The 19471-nt window shown below is 45.3% G+C and carries 15 protein-coding genes; 9 read left to right on the top strand and 6 right to left on the bottom strand.

What is annotated here, in order from left to right:
* Nucleotide 1: 1 nt before the first annotated feature.
* Nucleotides 2-805 (top strand): pyrroline-5-carboxylate reductase, encoded by an 804-nt coding sequence (gene proC / locus NBH07_RS07885; protein WP_005867255.1) that lies wholly within the window; start codon nt 2-4, stop codon nt 803-805.
* A 62-nt stretch (nt 806-867) separates the two neighbouring features.
* Here the strand turns inward: proC and NBH07_RS07890 are convergent, their stop codons facing one another.
* The gene (locus NBH07_RS07890; protein ID WP_009018024.1) at nt 868-2055 is read right to left on the bottom strand and encodes a proline dehydrogenase family protein; all 1188 of its coding nucleotides are present in this window, start codon (nt 2053-2055) and stop codon (nt 868-870) included.
* Nucleotides 2056-2145: 90 nt separating this feature from the next.
* Nucleotides 2146-3777, bottom strand: coding sequence for an L-glutamate gamma-semialdehyde dehydrogenase (gene pruA / locus NBH07_RS07895; RefSeq protein ID WP_005854238.1), 1632 nt, complete (start codon nt 3775-3777; stop codon nt 2146-2148).
* Nucleotides 3778-3993: 216 nt separating this feature from the next.
* Between pruA and NBH07_RS07900 the strand changes: the two genes are divergently transcribed.
* The 8 genes from NBH07_RS07900 to NBH07_RS07935 all read left to right on the top strand — a co-directional run bounded on the left by NBH07_RS07900 (nt 3994) and on the right by NBH07_RS07935 (nt 12305).
* Entirely contained in the window at nt 3994-4182 is a 189-nt protein-coding gene (locus NBH07_RS07900) for a ferredoxin (protein WP_005854237.1), read from the top strand.
* A gap of 153 nt (nt 4183-4335) precedes the next feature.
* On the top strand, nt 4336-4989 hold the full coding sequence (locus NBH07_RS07905; RefSeq protein ID WP_005854236.1) for a DUF1349 domain-containing protein: 654 nt from the start codon (nt 4336-4338) through the stop codon (nt 4987-4989).
* Nucleotides 4990-5172: 183 nt separating this feature from the next.
* The gene (locus NBH07_RS07910) at nt 5173-5727 is read left to right on the top strand and encodes a helix-turn-helix domain-containing protein (RefSeq protein WP_005854235.1); all 555 of its coding nucleotides are present in this window, start codon (nt 5173-5175) and stop codon (nt 5725-5727) included.
* Between the two features lie 12 nt (nt 5728-5739).
* Entirely contained in the window at nt 5740-7395 is a 1656-nt protein-coding gene (locus NBH07_RS07915; protein ID WP_009018023.1) for an AMP-binding protein, read from the top strand.
* A 15-nt stretch (nt 7396-7410) separates the two neighbouring features.
* A complete protein-coding gene (gene proB / locus NBH07_RS07920) occupies nt 7411-8484 on the top strand; it encodes a glutamate 5-kinase (protein ID WP_005854230.1) in 1074 nt (357 codons plus the stop codon).
* Nucleotides 8485-8489: 5 nt separating this feature from the next.
* Nucleotides 8490-9737, top strand: coding sequence for a glutamate-5-semialdehyde dehydrogenase (locus tag NBH07_RS07925; RefSeq protein WP_005867252.1), 1248 nt, complete (start codon nt 8490-8492; stop codon nt 9735-9737).
* 50 nt (nt 9738-9787) lie between these two features.
* Nucleotides 9788-11263 (top strand): sensor histidine kinase, encoded by a 1476-nt coding sequence (locus tag NBH07_RS07930; RefSeq protein ID WP_009018022.1) that lies wholly within the window; start codon nt 9788-9790, stop codon nt 11261-11263.
* 79 nt (nt 11264-11342) lie between these two features.
* Nucleotides 11343-12305 (top strand): N-acetylornithine carbamoyltransferase, encoded by a 963-nt coding sequence (locus NBH07_RS07935; protein ID WP_009018021.1) that lies wholly within the window; start codon nt 11343-11345, stop codon nt 12303-12305.
* A 199-nt stretch (nt 12306-12504) separates the two neighbouring features.
* Here NBH07_RS07935 and NBH07_RS07940 read toward each other — a convergent pair whose 3' ends face one another.
* The 4 genes from NBH07_RS07940 to rpoC all read right to left on the bottom strand — a co-directional run bounded on the left by NBH07_RS07940 (nt 12505) and on the right by rpoC (nt 19401).
* The gene (locus NBH07_RS07940; RefSeq protein WP_005854225.1) at nt 12505-12819 is read right to left on the bottom strand and encodes a DUF3467 domain-containing protein; all 315 of its coding nucleotides are present in this window, start codon (nt 12817-12819) and stop codon (nt 12505-12507) included.
* Between the two features lie 362 nt (nt 12820-13181).
* Nucleotides 13182-14066, bottom strand: a complete 885-nt coding sequence (locus NBH07_RS07945) for an AraC family transcriptional regulator (protein ID WP_005854224.1) — start codon at nt 14064-14066, stop codon at nt 13182-13184.
* 15 nt (nt 14067-14081) lie between these two features.
* Nucleotides 14082-14945, bottom strand: a complete 864-nt coding sequence (locus tag NBH07_RS07950; protein ID WP_005854223.1) for an endonuclease/exonuclease/phosphatase family protein — start codon at nt 14943-14945, stop codon at nt 14082-14084.
* Nucleotides 14946-15105: 160 nt separating this feature from the next.
* Nucleotides 15106-19401 carry a DNA-directed RNA polymerase subunit beta' gene (rpoC, locus tag NBH07_RS07955; RefSeq protein WP_009018020.1) on the bottom strand — a complete coding sequence of 1432 codons (4296 nt, stop codon included), beginning with the start codon at nt 19399-19401 and terminating at the stop codon, nt 15106-15108.
* Between the last annotated feature and the right edge of the window lie 70 nt (nt 19402-19471).

Raw genomic sequence — 19471 nt, forward strand, 5'->3', positions numbered from 1 at the left:
AATGAGAATATCTATTATCGGTTCGGGTAATATTGGTGGAGCGATCGCCCGAGGTTTAGCGAAAGGAACCATGTTCAAAGCCTCTGATATCACTTGTACCGCCCAATCGGACGAGACCTTGGAGAAGATGAGAAAGATCGATCCGGACTTTATCTTGACCCATGATAACGTGGAAGCGGCACGAAACGCTGATATCATTATAATCGCCGTTAAACCTTGGCGTGTAGAAATGATTATAGATGAGATTAAGTCGGTGCTCGACTTCGAGAAACAAATGATCGTATCCGTAGCGGCTGGCGTGACTTTTGATCTGTTAAATACTTATTTGACCAAGAACACGGACTTCGATTGTCTGGCTACTCCCACGATCTTCCGGATTATGCCCAACACGGCTATCGAGGTGATGAGCAGCATGACTTTCGTCTCCGCCCGCAACGCCTCCAAGGAGCAAACGGATCTAATCATCCATATCTTCAACGAGCTTGGCAACGCCATGTTGGTAGAAGAACGGTTGATGGGCGCAGGAACAGCATTGGCTTCCAGCGGCATCGCTTTCGCCTTGCGTTATATCCGCGCGGCGATAGAAGGCGGCGTGGAATTGGGTTTCTATCCGAAACAAGCGCAAGAGATCGTGGTACATACCGTGAAAGGCGCCGTTGATTTGTTGCTCGAGAACAAAAGTAACCCGGAGATGGAAATCGATAAGGTAACGACTCCGGGCGGAATCACGATCAAGGGTCTAAATGAGATGGAACTTTCCGGTTTTACCTCTTCCGTGATCCGGGGACTGAAGGCCAGTAAATAAAAATAGGCAGACAAAGTAGTTTGCCAGCACCAATACGCCCCGAAATATGCTGACAAACTACTTTACCTGCCCTCGGCAGGTTTATGTTCTTTCCGCCTAGTCATTTCCATCTCCAACATCCGGAGTTCCCGGCTGGTCTGCCCCGCGACAGAAGTATTCTCTTCCGCACGCCGGATCAAATACGGCAGTACATCCCTTACCGAGGCGTACGGTACGTATTTGGTTACGTTATATCCCGCATGGGCTAAATTGAAGGAAATATTATCACTCATTCCCAATAGCTGCGCAAAGAAAACACGGGAGTCATCGCGGGCGATCCCCTTCTCGTCCATCAATTGCGCCAACTTATAATTACTCTCCTCATTATGAGTTCCCATAAACATCTCAAAACGATCTAAATGATCCATGGTGAAACGGACCGCCGCATCATAATTCTCGTCCGTGGCCTGCTTATCTTTACAAATCGGATCGGGATAATCCAACGCCGCCGCACGGGCACGCTCCGCTTCCATATAAGCCCCGCGCACGAATTTCACGCCCGCAATATAACCTTTCGCCACGGCGTCATCGTAGATACGACGCAGATAAGGCATCCGGTCATGACGATACATTTGCAAGGTAGCGAATACGATCGCACGTTTCTTGTTGAACTTACGCATCGCCTCATCGGTCAACGCATCAATGGCATCTTGGAAACAATAATCCTCCGCATCCACTAAAATACGTACGTCGTTATCGTAAGCCCGTTGGCAAAGCGCCATAAAACGCTCGCAGAACTCGCGAAAATGCCGGACATCGTCTATCGTAAGCTCTTCCCGTTTCTCGGAAGCTTTGGCCAGTAACTCATCGGTCGTGATCGTGGATGGTTTGAATACGGCATAGGCCAGATTCGTATTTCCTTTCGCAAAATCTATCGAGCGCAAGGTTTCCTCGAAAGTCGCCTGTATGCCCTCCGGGGTCTGCTCGCTCTCCGCCGAATAATCGAGCGTCGATTTCACGTTGTATTTCATCAAGTGGTTGATGGCAGCGGAACAGTCTTGTAAAGTTTCTCCCCCAACGAACTGTTTATATAAGGTAGGCTTCACCGCCCAAGCCAGCGGGAAATGTATTTTCAAGGCTATACTCGTGGCTACTTTAGCGCATTTTACCAACCAAGGATATTTTATCGTATTAAAAAGCCAGTAAGCATTTTGTAGTTCTCCCCGCGACTTCGACGAGAAAGCGATCTCGGTATTGTTAAAGTCTAACATATTGTATGTAGATAAAGGTAACGTCATAGCGTAGAGACGGGGCACGCCCCGTCTCCCCCACAATCAGTTGGTATTTCTTAATTATGACAATTATTTCTCACCTAAGAACGGATACCCGTAGCTCGTCGGAGGAACCAAGCATTCCTTGATACAACGAGGATTCGTCCAACGAATCAAGTTCAACGGGCCACCGGCCTTGTCATTCGTTCCAGACGCACGGGAACCGCCGAACGGTTGCTGGGCGATCACGGCGCCGGTCGGTTTATCATTGATATAGAAATTACCGGCCGAATAGCGCAAGGTATTGAATGCCTTATCAATCGCATAGCGATCACGGGCGAAAATAGAACCCGTCAATCCGTACGGAGAAGTACGATCACAAAGTTCCAAAGTCTCCTCATATTTAGCGTCGTCATATACGTAGATCGTAATCACCGGCCCGAAGATTTCCTCTACCATGCTCTTGAACATCGGGTCCGTGGTCTGGATAACCGTTGGCTCCACGAAATAACCTACAGATTTGTCCCCGTTACCACCAAAAAGAACCTCTGCGTCCGGAGACTGTTTCGCATAATCGATATAACTCATGATGTTATCGAACGAAGCCTCATCGATCACGGCATTGACAAAGTTCGTGAAATCCTGCACGTCACCCATCTTGATCTCTTTCAGCATATCGCCCACGTAATCTTTCACCTCTTTCCAGAGAGAAGCCGGGATATAGGCCCGAGAACCCGCCGAGCACTTCTGCCCTTGATACTCGAACGCACCGCGTACGATAGCGGTAGCCACATCCAACGCCGGAGCGGAAGGATGAGCGAAGATAAAGTTCTTGCCACCTGTCTCGCCTACGATTTTTGGATAAGATTTATAATGCCCCAAGTTCTCTCCGATCTGACGCCATAAGGTATTGAACGTAGAGGTAGAGCCTGTAAAATGGAATCCTGCCAAATCACGGCTACCCGTAATCACCTTACCGATCACGCTACCCTGTCCCGGGATGAAATTCACTACGCCATCGGGCAAACCGGCCTCTTGGAAAACCTTCATCAAGAAATAGTTCGAATGGATCGCCGTAGTAGACGGTTTCCATACCGCCACGTTACCCATCATAGCCGGAGCCATATTCAGGTTGGAAGCGATCGACGTAAAGTTAAACGGCGTGAGCGAGAACACGAAACCTTCCAAGGCTCGGTATTCCATACGATTCAATATACCCGTCTCGGAATAGGGTTGATCGGCATATACTTGACTAGCGTAGAAGGTACTGAAACGCAAGAAATCGATCAATTCGCAGGGAGCGTCGATCTCCGCTTGGAACGGATTCTTGCTCTGTCCCAACATAACCGAAGCGTTCAGGATATAACGATATTTCGTAGCCAACAACTCAGCTACACGAAGCATAATAGACGCACGTTCCACCCATGGAAGTTCTGACCATTCCTTATGCGCTTTCATGGCGGCGTCGATAGCCATTTGTACTTCTTTCTCGCCCGCCTTATGATAAGTAGCCAATACATGATGATGATCATGAGGCATAACGACCTTACCGGTATTACCCGTACGGATCTCTTTTCCGCCAATTACCAGAGGAATATCCCATTCCTCGGAACTTATCTGCGCCAACGCTTTCTTTAAGGATGCTTTTTCACTTGATCCGGGAGCATACGCTTTTACCGGCTCATTAATGGGTTTAGGAAATCTAAAAATAGCATTATCCATAATACTTCAGATTTTTTAAATGGTTATTCAATGAAACTTTCTGCTGTAAACGTAGCAAATTTATTTTAAAACAGTGGCGTATAAACGTTAATATATATCAACCAAAGATAAGCTCATTTCACGGTCTATACAATGATCTAAAAGACCTCTCCCGAAAACAATCCGCGAAAGTTGTTTGTTACATTAACATATTAATCATCTTAAAGGAATAAAATTATGGCAATTAAAAGAGTTTGGATTGAGGAGGATTGCATCGCTTGCGGTACATGCGAGGGCATTTGCCCGGAAGTATTCACTGTTACAGATCGTTCACGTGTAAACGAAGGAGTTAATTTCGATGATTTCGAGGCGGGTATTAAAGAGGCTGCCGAAAGCTGTCCGGTCGAGGTCATCAAATACGAATAGACAAAAACACATTAACCCTTACTTTTCCTTCCTAGATAAAATCTCAGAATCATTGCGCGATCTATAATAACACGTTACCTTTGCGGAGGTAAGGTTAATAACATTAACCTCTTACGGGAATAGAAAGAATCAAAATAAGAAATAAGAAGTAAAATGAGAAAATTAGTATTACTGAGTTTTGTTATTGTCGCCTCTTTACAATTTTGCGGGGCGCAATCATTGGATAAGATGCAATGGTTCAACGAGCCGGAACAATGGGAGATTAAAGACAAGTCGCTTTCCATGCAGGTCACTCCCCAAAGCGACTATTGGAGGATTTCCCATTACGGGTTTACGGTAGATGACGCTCCTTTTTATTATGCGACTTATGGGGGTGAATTCGAAGTGAAAGTCAAGATAACCGGCGATTACAAGCAGCGTTTTGACCAAGCCGGCCTAATGCTTCGTATCAATCATGAAAATTATATAAAAGCTGGCATAGAATTCGTGGATGGTAAATATAACCTAAGTGCGGTCGTTACGCATAAGACCTCCGATTGGAGCGTTATCACCTTAGACAAAGCGATCCCTTATGTATGGATAAAAGCAGTCCGGAGATTGGACGCCGTGGAGATCTTCTACTCATTCGATGATAAGGAATACACCCTTATGCGTAACGCTTGGCTACAAGACAATATCCCCGTACAAGTCGGGTTTATGGCCGCTTGTCCCGACGGGAAAGGATTTAATGTGACATTCGAGCATTTCAAGGTAAAACACCTCCCGGATCAGCGCCGGTTAGAATGGCTAAAGAAAAATGCTGAATAAGTATTAGATGCTTATCTTTCAGACGCAGATGACACGGATTTGCTATTCTTATCCGTATTATCTGCGTCATTTGTATTAAAAACAAGCCATACCTGTTAATTAGAAAAGAAAACAAGGGCTTTCACCTTCTTTTTGCTTTTTATTCCTATCTTTGGAGCGACATAATACAATAACTTCAGCAAAATGAACGAACAGATACAACAAATCGCGGAGCGTCTGGCCGGACTACGGGACGCACTGGAGATTACGCCGGAAGAAATGGCAAAGGTCTGCAACCTCACGACTGAGCAATATTTGCTGCTGGAAAGCGGCACGGTTGATATTTCCGTTAGCGTATTGCATCAGATCTCACAGGCTTATGGCGTAGAATTAACCACGTTGATGTTTGGCGACGAGCCTAAAATGAGTACGTACTTTATTACTCGTAACGGAAAAGGTGTTGCCGTAGAGCGTACGAAAGCCTATAAGTACCAATCATTGGCCGCCGGTTTCGTCGGACGTAAAGCGGACCCCTTCTTGGTAACCGTACATCCCAAACCAGAGGATGAGCCGATGTATCTCAATTCCCATCCGGGGCAAGAATACAATATGGTATTAAAAGGACGTCTGTTACTACAGATCAACAATAAAGATCTTATCTTAGAAGAAGGTGATAGTATTTATTTTAACTCAGAGCTTCCTCACGGTATGAAAGCGCTGGATGGGGAAAAGGTCAGTTTCTTGGCCGTCATTTTATAAACGATCAACAGCATGTTAGAAAGATTTATAGATAAAACGACGTTTGAGTCGCAAGAGGATTTTATTAAAAACTTCAAGATCAAGGTACCGGAGAACTTCAACTTCGGATATGATGTGGTAGACGCTTGGGCAGAGGAAGAACCGGATAAGAAAGCGTTATGTTGGACAAACGATCATGGAGAGCATATTGATTTTACGTTTGCCGACTTGAAACGGTATACGGACCAGACGGCTTCTTATTTCCAATCCTTGGGGATCGGACATGGCGATATGGTGATGCTGATACTCAAACGCCGTTATGAGTTCTGGTTCTCTATCATCGCATTGCATAAATTAGGGGCTGTCGTGATACCGGCTACACACTTACTGACCAAGAAAGATATCGTTTATCGTGCAAATGCCGCCGATATCAAGATGATCGTTTGCGCCGGAGAGGAAGTGATAACGAAACATATCATAGAGGCTTTGCCGGACTCACCGACCGTAAAAAGAGTCGTATCCGTAGGGCCGGAAATACCGGAAGGTTTCGAGGATTTCCAACAGGGTATCCAAAACGCCGCTCCTTTCGTCCGCCCGTCTCACCCGAATAGCAATGACGATATCTCTTTGATGTATTTCACCTCCGGTACGACCGGAAACCCCAAGATGGTGGCCCACGACTTTACGTATCCGCTGGGGCATATCGTGACTGGTAGTTTCTGGCACAACTTGCATAAAGACAGCCTTCACCTGACGATCGCAGATACAGGCTGGGGCAAGGCGGTTTGGGGTAAGCTATATGGGCAATGGATCGCCGGAGCGACCGTATTTGTTTACGACCACGAGAAATTCACGCCTGCTGATATGTTGCAGATGATACAGGATTACCGGATCACCTCGCTTTGCGCTCCTCCTACGATCTTCCGTTTCTTAATTCGTGAGGATATGACTAAATACGATTTATCATCCCTTCAATATTGCACGATCGCCGGCGAGGCCTTGAACCCCGCCGTGTTCGACACGTTCTATAAGTTGACCGGCATTAAATTGATGGAAGGCTTCGGCCAGACAGAGACTACGCTGACAGTCGCCACTTTCCCGTGGATGGAGCCGAAACCGGGCTCTATGGGTGTTCCCAACCCGCAGTACGATGTCGATTTATTGCGTCCGGACGGAAGCCGTGCGGAGGATGGCGAGCAAGGACAGATCGTGATACACACAACAAATGGCAAGCCTATCGGGTTATTCAAGGAATATTACCGGGACGCGGAACGTACCCGGGAAGCTTGGCACGATGGCCTGTATTACACGGGAGACGTGGCTTGGCGTGACGAGGATGGTTACTTATGGTTCGTTGGCCGCGCGGACGACGTGATCAAGAGTTCCGGCTATCGTATCGGGCCGTTCGAGGTGGAAAGTGCCTTGATGACTCACCCGGCGGTAGTGGAATGTGCTATCACCGGTGTCCCCGACGAGATCCGCGGACAGGTAGTAAAGGCCACGATCGTATTGGCGAAGGACTATAAGGATAAAGCGGGTGATGCCTTGATCAAAGAATTGCAAAATCACGTGAAACGTGTCACCGCTCCTTACAAATATCCCCGTGTTGTCGAATTCGTGGACGAACTGCCGAAAACAATCAGCGGAAAGATCCGACGGGTAGAGATCCGGGATAAAGATAATAAATAATAAATCATAACTTTCTTGAAAAGGATCGCTGTAAAAATAGGAAGTAATGTCCTGACCCGCAAGGATGGGACGCTAGATATTACCCGCATGTCCGCGTTGGTTGACCAAGTAGCGGACTTGCATCGGCAAGGTATGGAGATCGTCTTGATCTCCTCCGGTGCCGTGGCTTCCGGACGAAGCGAGATAAAGGCCGGCAAAAAGCTGGATCCCGTATCAGCCCGGCAACTGTATTCGGCGGTAGGACAGGCCAAGTTGATCAACCGGTATTACGAGTTATTCCGGGAGCATGGCATGACTTGCGGGCAAGTGCTTACTACAAAAGAGAATTTCGGGAGTCGTACGCATTACCTAAACCAGAAGCATTGCATGGAGGTAATGCTTGAAAACAAGGTGATCCCCATCGTGAATGAGAATGATACGATATCCGTAACCGAGCTGATGTTCACGGATAATGATGAGTTATCCGGCTTGATCGCTACGATGATGGGAATGGATGCCTTGGTGATTCTTAGTAATATAGACGGGATTTACAATGGAAATCCGTCGGACCCGGATAGTTCCGTGATCCGGGAAATCGAATGTGGGAAAACAGATTTGTCGGAATATGTACAGACTAGCAAATCATCCTTTGGACGGGGAGGTATGTTGACGAAATGTCATATCGCCCAAAAAGTGGCAGACGAAGGTATTGCGGTTATCATCGCCAACGGCAAAAAGGATAATATCCTTCCGATGTTATTGGCGGTGGATAGCGACACGGTCTGCACCCGTTTCATTCCGGCCTCGAAACCCGTCAGCAGCGTAAAGAAATGGATCGCCCACTCCGAGGGTTTCGCCAAAGGGGAAATACATATCAATAAAGGAGCCGAGGAGGCATTGACCGCCCCGAAAGCGACTAGCGTATTATTGGTTGGAGTAACCCGCATCGAGGGTGATTTCGAAAAAGATGATATCGTAAAGATAATGAATGAGGAAGGCGTGCAAATCGGCGTAGGCTGTACCGCCTATGACAGCGAGGAAGCACGTAAGCAAATAGGGCAACGGGATTTAAAACCGCTTATACATTATGATTATCTATATTTGGATTAAAAAGTATGAATGTAAAAGATATGCTGCGACAGGCATCGGATGCGGCTAAACAATTGATAACGCTATCGGATCAAACGATTATCGGGATCTTAAAGGAGACAGCGCAGGTTCTACGGACTCATACGGAGGAGGTACTCGCCGCGAATCGCCAAGATCTGGAACGTATGGACCCAGCGAACCCGAAATACGACCGGCTGAAATTGACAGAGGAAAGGCTACAAGGTATCGCCGCCGATATGGAGAATGTATCGACATTACCTTCTCCATTAAATAAGGTCTTGAGCGAGACTACCCGCCCGAACGGAATGGTTATCCGAAAAGTAACCGTGCCTTTCGGGGTGATCGGTGTGATCTATGAGGCTCGTCCGAATGTTACCTTCGATGTTTTTTCCTTATGTTTCCGAAGCGGTAATGTTTGCGTGCTAAAGGGTGGATCGGATGCGGACTTCTCTAACCGAGCCTTGGTACGCATCATCCATTCTGTATTAGAGCGTCAGGGTATAAATCCGGCGGTATGCACTTTACTACCTCCGGATCGAGAGGCTACGGCGGAATTACTGGGAGCGGTCGGCTTGGTTGACTTAATCATTCCTCGTGGAAGCAGTTCCTTGATTCACTTCGTCCGGGAACACGCGAAAGTTCCGGTGATCGAGACTGGCGCTGGTATCTGTCATACCTATTTTGATCGCTCCGGAGATAAAGGCAAGGGACGTGAGATCGTAAATAACGCAAAGACACGGAGGGTCAGCGTATGTAATGCCTTGGATTGCTTAATCATCCACCGAGAACGTCTATCTGATCTTCCGTATATCTGTGGAAAGCTTCCGGACAGCAACGTAATCATTTATGCGGACGAACCGGCTTATGCCGCTCTATCCGAACATTATCCGGAGACGCTTTTACAACAGGCTAACGAAAACAGTTTCGGTACCGAGTTCCTCGATTACAAAATGAGTATCCGTACCGTATCCTCTTTAGACGAGGCTCTATCACATATCGCCCGGTACAGTTCAAAACATAGCGAAAGCATAATCAGCGAAGATCCGGAAACTATCCGGCGCTTCCAGCAATTGGTAGATGCCGCTTGCGTATACGCAAATGTATCTACCGCCTTTACTGATGGGGCCCAATTCGGATTCGGGGCGGAGATCGGAATCAGTACCCAAAAGCTACATGCCCGGGGACCGATGGCGCTTCCTGAATTAACGACTTATAAATACATCATAGAAGGAGACGGGCAGACGAGAATATAGGAACTCGCCTGTCTCTTTCTTCTAGAACAACACTTAAATCTAAACGAATAATGTCAACAGTAATAGATTCAAATATTTTCAATACTTTAGTTTCAAATACATTCTATTCCTGTCCTTTAGGAGGGGCTATCTATGATACGGAAGGAAATCTGATAGACTTGAATAAGGCGATGTTCGCTCATTTTTCCTTGGCAGATAAGCATGACTTTATTATAGAACATCTATTTAATAACATCGTACTAACCGATTCCTTGAAGTCATCTTTAAGAAAAGGTGACGCAATTATATGCGAAGAGCCCGTCACGTTTAAAGTAGAACCCATCTATACCGATGAACAGGGGCTTAGCGGGTATACGCTTTGGCTTACGCAGCAGGGAGAAAAAGAAACTGACAGGGAAAATAAACTATTGATGGGACAATTGAACGAGAGCCGGATATTGATGCGGCAAGCGTTGGAAGACGGTAAATTAGCCGCTTACTCATTCAGCTTCGACCGTTTCTCCACTTGCGACAAAAAGCATTGTAACCGCTGTTTTCAATTCTACGGCACGACCAATACTCTATTAGATAAAAACAGGTTTATATGCAGGGCTTTATCATCCGTACGTAAGCCCGAGGATAGTTTGGATTTCTTCTATCTGTTCAATAAAATCCGGGACGAGAAATTATCGTCTCACAACGTCACCTTCCACCTGAGGAATCAAGACGGGACTTATAAGATGTATGAAATATCGGGTAAAAGCATGGATATTGATGAAAGCGGCACCCCACATGTCATTATAGGTAGCATTATCGAAAAGGAAAACGACGAGCTAGCTATCGCGGATCATCAGAAATCCAAGGATCTTTCCCTATTGAAATCTACGTTTCTGGCAAATATGACGCACGAGATCCGGACTCCGCTAAATGCCATCGTCGGCTTCTCCGATATGTTAGGACTGGAAGATGATCCGGAAATGCGTGAACAGTATATTTCCATGATTAAAGAAAATAACACGGCTTTGCTCGAATTAATCAATGACACGCTCGAGATGTCCAGAATCGAGTCCAATACGATCAATTGGTCATATGAGGATGTAAATCCGCTCGCTATCATGCACGATGTATACGAATACGCCTCTCCCCACATATCCAAAAACGTACGGTTAATCTTGGATGATTCTCCAAACGTATCTCTTCACACGGATAAACATAAGCTTATGCTTATCTTGAAAAAACTACTTTCTAACGCCCTCCGATATACGGAGAAAGGAGAAATTCATTTCGGATACCAATCGTTGTATCCGGTCAGCGTGCAATTTTACGTGTCCGATACAGGTAACGGCATCCCAAAGGACAAACTGGGACATATCTTCGAACGATTCGTGCAATTGAACGAATTCCAGCCGGGCACCGGGTTAGGGCTTTCGATCTGTAAAGGTATGGTCACCGCCATGGGAGGTACCATCTGGGTGAACTCGGAGGAAGGGAAAGGTTCTACCTTCAGTTTCAAACTACCCATAGCACCTCCGGATACGATCTCTTAAACAATTCCTTGGTCTTTCTAAAGGATAATTGACAAGTTGTCATTATCTTTGCCTTTAACAAAATATTATTGTAACAGATATGAGACATTTCACTTGCGTACAGGATTTAGGTGACTTGAAACAAGCGCTTAATGAAGCTTTCGAGATCAAGAAAGATCGTTTCCAGTTTAGTGAACTGGGAAAAAACAAGACGTTGTTGATGATATTTTTCAACTCAAGCCTACGTACCCGCTTAAGCACCCAAAAGGCTGCCATGAACTTAGGTATGAACACGATCGTTTTGGACGTTAACCAAGGTGCATGGAAGCTGGAAACAGAGCGAGGTGTTATCATGGATGGTGATAAACCGGAGCATTTGCTGGAAGCTGTTCCTGTAATGGGCTGTTACTGCGATGTGATCGGGGTCCGTTCTTTCGCACGCTTTGAGAATAAAGAAGATGATTATAACGAAAAGATATTGAGTCAGTTCATCGAACATTCCGGCCGGCCGGTATTCAGCATGGAAGCGGCGACACGCCATCCGTTGCAAAGTTTCGCCGACTTGATCACGATAGAGGAATATAAGAAAACAGCTCGTCCGAAGGTAGTCATGACTTGGGCTCCTCATCCGAAATCATTGCCGCAAGCCGTTCCAAACAGCTTTGCCGAATGGATGAACGCTACAGATTATGAGTTTGTTATCACTCATCCGGAAGGTTATGAGCTTGATCCTAGATTCGTAGGCAACGCTAAAGTGGAATACAATCAGAAGAAGGCTTTTGAAGGAGCGGATTTCATTTACGCAAAGAACTGGTCCGCTTATAAAGATCCGAATTACGGACAAGTAATCAGCACAGATCGTAGCTGGACCGTAGACGCTGAGAAAATGGCGCTTACGAATAACGCTTATTTCATGCATTGCTTGCCAGTTCGCCGCAATATGATCGTTACCGATGACGTGATAGAGAGTCCGCAAAGTATCGTAATCCCCGAGGCCGCAAACCGTGAGATCTCCGCGCAAACCGTATTGAAGAAAATATTGATGGGATTATCTAATCTTTAGGATAGAGAGATAGGGTATTCTTTACGATGGGCATTCTAAGGTGTTTATAACAGGCATTCTTAACACCTTAGAATGCCCATTGTAAGCATCTAAGAATAGGCATCAAGGTTTTTCAATGTAAACAAGCCATCCCAACAATAAAAGAGTACTCCCCTACTCTTGTAGAAAAGTACTCTTTCTATGGCTGAAAACAAATCTATTAAGCCTCTCCTGTCGGACCTGCGAAGTCCTCAAAATTAGCTGTTTTGTTATTATTATTTCCTGCTTGAAGTTGCTCCCCAAATTTCTTGATATTGTCTTGCAAAGCGAATAACAAACGTTGAGCGTTATCCGGAGTTAAGATTACGCGACTTTTGACTTGTGCCTTAGGAGCTCCCGGAACCACCCGGATAAAATCTAGGATAAATTCAGAGCTTGAATGAGATATAATAGCCAAATTGGCGTAAGTTCCTTGTGCCATTTCTTCAGATAACTCGATCTGAATCTCGTTATTGGCAGGTTTGTTGTTTTCCATACTTTCTTCTTTTAAATTTATGGTGATTAAAAATTGCGAAGACAAATATACATATTTATTCCGGGTTACAAAGGGGTTGAAGACTATAAATGCAAAAACGACTACCTTCTCAGGCAGTCGTTTTCTAGTTGTGTTTTTAATTCTCAATTCTTTAGACCAATGTAAAAATACCTTTTGTGTTTGATATAATTGGTTTTGGCGTTTTAGTTAAGGTTTGTTTTGTCTAAGTGCTAATCTCTTTCACTTGAACTTTACAAAAGTAAGGGCTTTAGCAAAGACCACCAAATACTATATGTGCAATAAATAATACTATATCATCAACACTTGACACAAATCAATGTAAACATGCTTTAAATCATGTTTTAAATTATAAACCTCGAACGGGAATATTTTTCCCTGTACTCTGTAGGGGTACTCCCCCTACGCCGTTTGAATACCCGGTTGAAATTCGATAGATTATTAAAACCGCACCTGTAACATATTTCAGAAATACTGTCACTTGTATCGGTCAAACGGCATACCGCCTCAGCTACCCGAATCTCGTTCAAGTTATCGATAAATGTCTTTCCCGTCCACTTCTTCAAGAAACGCATCAATGAGGCATCGCTCATATTTGTTAACTTAGCCACTTCCGACAAGGTGATACGTTTTTGATAATTTTCGTGTAAATATAACATGATACTATCTAAACGATCGGTATCGTTATTATTATAGTTCTTTACCGTGTTCACGGCATTCAACCGACGGGCTGCTTTATCCAAAGATAGAATCTTAAGAATCTCGACCAAACGCAACAGGTTCTTGAAAGAATCCGGCTTGTTATCGTTCGACAACATTCTTAATTTATCTTGAATGCCAAGTATCATTTCCCGGCTGAAAACAAGACCACTGGAAGCGTTATCAAACATATCCTTCATGGTCTTGAAATGCCGTCTATTGATTAAGCTATCAAATAACGATTTATGAAATTGTATCGTTATCTCAAAGATCCCATTACACGGACACTTATGGTTCGAGTAAGCATGCTTCGTTCCTCCCGCGATCAACACCAAATCCAGATCATCGATTTCCTCGACCGAATCGCCAACTATCCGAATAGCGCCAGCGGCATTCTCCAGATAGTTCAACTCAAACTCCATGTGTACATGTAACGGAAAATTAAACCCCGATTTCGGGCGTTGCATGACCAAGAAGCAATCTTCTGATGAAAGCGGGGTAGTTTCCTTCAATACGTCTACTTTCCCCATACACACAAAGCTTTTTTATTCGAGTATCAACGTACTGATTACCGGGCAATGGTCGGATGGGAACAGGTTATTCAACGTTTCAGTCAATACACCATGACGCAATACCTTGATATTCCCTTTCACGAAGATATAATCAATCCATTCACGCTTGTCGTAAGGGATCTTTCCAAAATCATGGAATGTCCATTCCGGGCCGTAAATAAACCCTGCGATCGTGCGGGAATGAGTCAAATGACGAGGATCACTCGGATTAGTCAATACTTGTATCGGCTCATCAGAAGGCACGGCATTGAAATCGCCAGTCACGATTATAGGCAAATTCTCGGATAATTTCTTCGCTTGCTCCAGCACCAATGAAGCTCCTTCATGACGAGCCACTTTCCCCATATGATCCAAGTGCGTATTCAAGAAGAAGAATTTCTTTCCCGTATTCTTATCTTTCAAGATCGCCCAAGTAGCTACGCGCTCGCATGCGGCGTCCCAACCTTTCTTACCAATGGCATTTATATCTTCGGCTAACCAGAAATTACCGCTTTTCTCAACGGAGAAACGATCCTTACGATAGAAAATCGGAGCGTACTCCCCTTTCGTCTTGCCATCCTCACGACCAACACCCACATAAGCGTATTCCGGTAAACGATTAAGCAAATCATTCAGCTGATTATTCAAGACCTCTTGCGCACCGAACACATCCGCCTCATAGAATTTCACTAAATCAGCAGCGAAATCTCTTCTGAATTTCCATTGATTATCCTTATCACCCGAATTATCGTAACGGATGTTATAAGACATTACATTCATTTTCTCATCGTTGTTTTTAGCGAATAAGCAACCAGTGGCAAATAAAGCCACCATTAAACAAAGTAAAATTCTCTTCATGATATTGATTATTATATGTTTCTTATATGTCTCAGTATTTATCTATGGTCTTTGTTACCTCGCAAAAATAAAGTTTATCCATTTATTAAGCAAATAAGGAAGAACAAAAAAGGCCGACAGATTGCTCTGCCGGCCTTTCTTTATAGTTTATTAAACGTTCCTATTCTTCATCATCTTTGTCCATGGCATTGAAATCAACCACGTTCTTGCGATTAGCGAAGATACGATCGAACTCATCCTTTGCGCCTACGATCAGCTTATCAAACTCACGCTGACCGGTACCGGCAGGAATCAAGTGACCACAGATAACGTTCTCTTTCAAACCTTCCAAACGATCTACCTTCCCGTTGATAGCAGCCTCGTTCAATACTTTCGTCGTCTCTTGGAAAGATGCGGCGGACATAAAGCTGTTCGTCTGCAAAGCGGCACGTGTGATACCTTGAAGGATCTGGTTGGCTGTAGCCGGAATAGCGTCACGTACCTCGACCAACTTAAGATCACGGCGTTTCAACATACTATTCTCATCTCTCAACTTACGTGCAGTCACGATCTGTCCGGCCTGCAATGTCTGAGAATCTCCCGGATCGGTAACAACTTTCTTGCCCCAGATACGATCGTTCTCGTCCATTACCTCCAACTTATCAACAATCTGCTGCTCCAAGAAGCGAGTATCTCCCGGATCAACCACCTCTACCTTACGCATCATCTGACGAACGATAACCTCGAAGTGCTTATCGTTGATCTTCACACCCTGTAGACGGTATACATCCTGAACCTCATTCACGATATATTCCTGTACAGCCGTCGGACCTTTGATCGCCAAGATATCCGAAGGAGTGGTAGCACCGTCTGATAGCGGCATACCCGCACGGATATAGTCGTTCTCCTGAACCAATAATTGTTTAGACAGAGGAACCATATATTTCTTAACCTCACCCAACTTAGACGTTACGGTGATCTCGCGGTTACCACGTTTGATCTTACCGAATCCTACCTCTCCGTCGATCTCAGATACGACAGCAGGGTTAGACGGGTTACGAGCCTCGAACAACTCGGTTACACGAGGAAGACCACCGGTGATATCACCGGCCTTACCTACGGCACGAGGGATCTTAACCAAAACCTCACCAGCTTTCACTACATCACCATTGTCTTTCACGACGTGAGCGCCCAACGGCAAAGAGTAGTTCTTCAAGTAATTACCATTCTCATCCACGATATGAGCGGCCGGAGCCTTCGTCTTATCCTTAGACTCGATGATGATCTTCTCCTTCAAACCGGTAGTCTCATCACTCTCAACCTTGTAAGTCACGTTCTCTACCAAACTCTCGAACTCGATCTTACCAGAAACCTCTGACACGATTACGGCATTGAACGGGTCCCACTCGATGATCACGTCACCCTTCTTAATTGAGTCACCGTTGTTGAAGAACAACTTAGAACCATAAGGTATATTATGAGTCAACAACACAATCTTCGTGTTCGGATCAACAATGCGCATTTCAGCCAAACGGCTTACTACTACCAAATGTTTCTTTCCGCTCACCTCGTCTACCGCCTCAACAGCACGAAGCTCGTCGATCTCTAAAATACCATCATATTTAGATGTAATACTATTCTCTGTAGCGATGTTGGATGCGATACCACCGACGTGGAATGTACGCAACGTCAACTGTGTACCCGGCTCACCGATAGACTGCGCGGCGATTACACCGACAACCTCACCCTTCTGAACCATGCGGTTCGTAGCCAAGTTACGTCCATAGCACTTAGCGCAGACACCCTTCTTAGACTCACAAGTCAATACGGAACGAATCTCGACGCTCTCGATCGGAGAGTCTTGGATTGCCTTAGCGGCATCCTCACGGATTTCCTCACCGGAACGAACGATAACCTCGCCCGTAATCGGATGGATCACATCGTGAACAGATACACGACCTAAGATTCTCTCATACAAGGAAGCGATCACCTCCTCGTTATTCTTCAATTCCGTACAAACCAAGCCACGCAATGTACCACAGTCTTCCTCGTTTACGATCACGTCGTGAGAGACGTCAACCAAACGACGAGTCAAGTAGCCGGCGTCGGCAGTCTTCAAAGCGGTATCGGCCAAACCTTTACGAGCACCGTGAGTAGAGATAAAGTACTCCAACACGGACAAACCTTCCTTAAAGTTAGAAAGGATCGGGTTCTCGATAATCTGACCACCTTCTGCACCACTCTTCTGCGGTTTCGCCATCAAACCACGCATACCGGACAACTGACGAATCTGCTCCTTAGAACCACGGGCACCGGAATCCATCATCATATAGATTGAGTTGAATCCATCGTTATCCGCCGTCAATTGCTTAATCAAGATATTAGACAAGTTACTATTAACGTGTGTCCAAGTATCGATAATCTGGTTATAACGCTCGTTGTTGGTAATGAAACCCATATTATAGTTAGCCATGATCTGCTCAACCTCATCGTATCCCTTCTGAACCAACTCATCCTTTTCAGGCGGGATCAGAACGTCCGCTAAGTTGAAGGACAAACCACCCTTGAATGCCATATAGTAACCCAAGTTCTTGATATCGTCCAAGAACTGAGCGGTACGAGCCACACCACAAGCCTTGATTACCCGACCGATGATGTCACGAAGAGACTTCTTACCCAACACCTCGTTTACATAACCAATCTCTTTCGGAACAAACTCATTTACCATCAAACGACCTACAGAAGTCTCTACCATCGTCTTCACCAAGTTACCGTTCGCATCCAAATCCTCCACGTAAACATGGATCGGAGCATGGATATCCAACTTCTTCTCATTGTAAGCGATCGTAGCCTCTTCCGGACCATAGAAAGTCAAACCTTCGCCTTGTGTACCCTTGCGCAACTTGGTAATATAATACAAACCAAGCACCATATCCTGAGAAGGTACGGTAATAGGAGCACCATTCGCAGGGTTCAAGATATTGTGTGAAGCCAACATCAACATTTGAGCTTCCAAAACAGCCTCATTACCTAACGGCAAGTGAACAGCCATCTGGTCACCGTCGAAGTCGGCGTTGAATGCCGTACATGCCAACGGGTGCAACTGGATAGCCTTACCCTCGATCAATTTCGGCTGGAACGCTTGGATACCCAAACGGTGCAATGTCGGGGCACGGTTCAATAATACCGGGTGACCTTTCATTACGTACTCCAAAATATCCCAAACAACCGGTTCCTTACGGTCAACGATCTTCTTGGCAGATTTCACCGTCTTCACGATACCGCGTTCGATCAATTTACGGATAACGAAAGGCTTATAAAGCTCGGCCGCCATATTCTTCGGTAAACCGCACTCGTGCATCTTTAATTCCGGACCTACGACAATAACCGAACGAGCGGAATAGTCAACACGCTTACCCAACAAGTTCTGACGGAAACGACCTTGTTTACCTTTCAAACTGTCGGACAAGGACTTCAACGGACGATTGGCATCTGTCTTAACCGCGCTCGATTTACGAGAGTTGTCAAACAAAGAGTCCACGGCCTCCTGAAGCATACGTTTCTCATTACGTAAGATCACTTCCGGAGCCTTAATATCGATCAATCGTTTCAAACGGTTATTACGGATAATAACACGACGATATAAATCATTCAAGTCAGAAGTAGCGAAACGGCCACCGTCCAACGGAACCAACGGACGCAGTTCGGGAGGGATCACCGGGATCACTTTCATGATCATCCATTCCGGTTTGTTACGACCTCTGGACGCACGAAAAGACTCAACTACCTGAAGGCGTTTCAAGGCCTCGTTCTTTCTCTGTTGAGATGTGTCCGTGCTCGCACGGTGACGCAACTCATAAGAAAGAGAATCCAAGTCCAAGCGAGCCAACAGATCATAAACAGCCTCAGCGCCGATCTTAGCGATGAACTTATTCGGATCCGTATCCTCTAGCAATTGATTTTCTCTTGGAAGGCTATCCAAAATATCCAGATATTCCTCCTCAGATAATAGGTCTAACTCACCGACCGTGTCTACGCAACCCGGCTGGATCACGACGTAGCGTTCGTAATAGATGATGGAATCCAGTTTCTTGGTAGGAAGACCTAGCAAGTAACCGATTTTATTAGGCAAAGAACGGAAATACCAAATATGGGCAACAGGAACCACCAAATGGATGTGTCCCATACGTTCACGACGAACTTTCTTTTCCGTAACTTCCACTCCACAACGATCGCAGACAATACCTTTGTAACGGATACGCTTGTACTTACCGCAATGGCACTCATAGTCCTTGATCGGACCAAAGATACGCTCACAGAACAAACCGTCACGCTCAGGCTTATACGTACGATAGTTAATTGTTTCCGGTTTCAAAACCTCACCGCTGGAGTTCTCTAGGATCTCCTCAGGGGATGCCAGACCGATGGTTATTTTTGAAAAGTTACTCTTTATCTTGTTTTCTTTTCTAAAGGCCATATTATTTATTTATAAAGAGTTATCAATAGATAAAGTAGACGGGCCGTAGCCCACCTACTTCTTTATTGTT

The sequence above is a fragment of the Parabacteroides sp. B2-S-102 genome (assembly GCF_023656665.1).
Taxonomy (GTDB): domain Bacteria; phylum Bacteroidota; class Bacteroidia; order Bacteroidales; family Tannerellaceae; genus Parabacteroides; species Parabacteroides distasonis.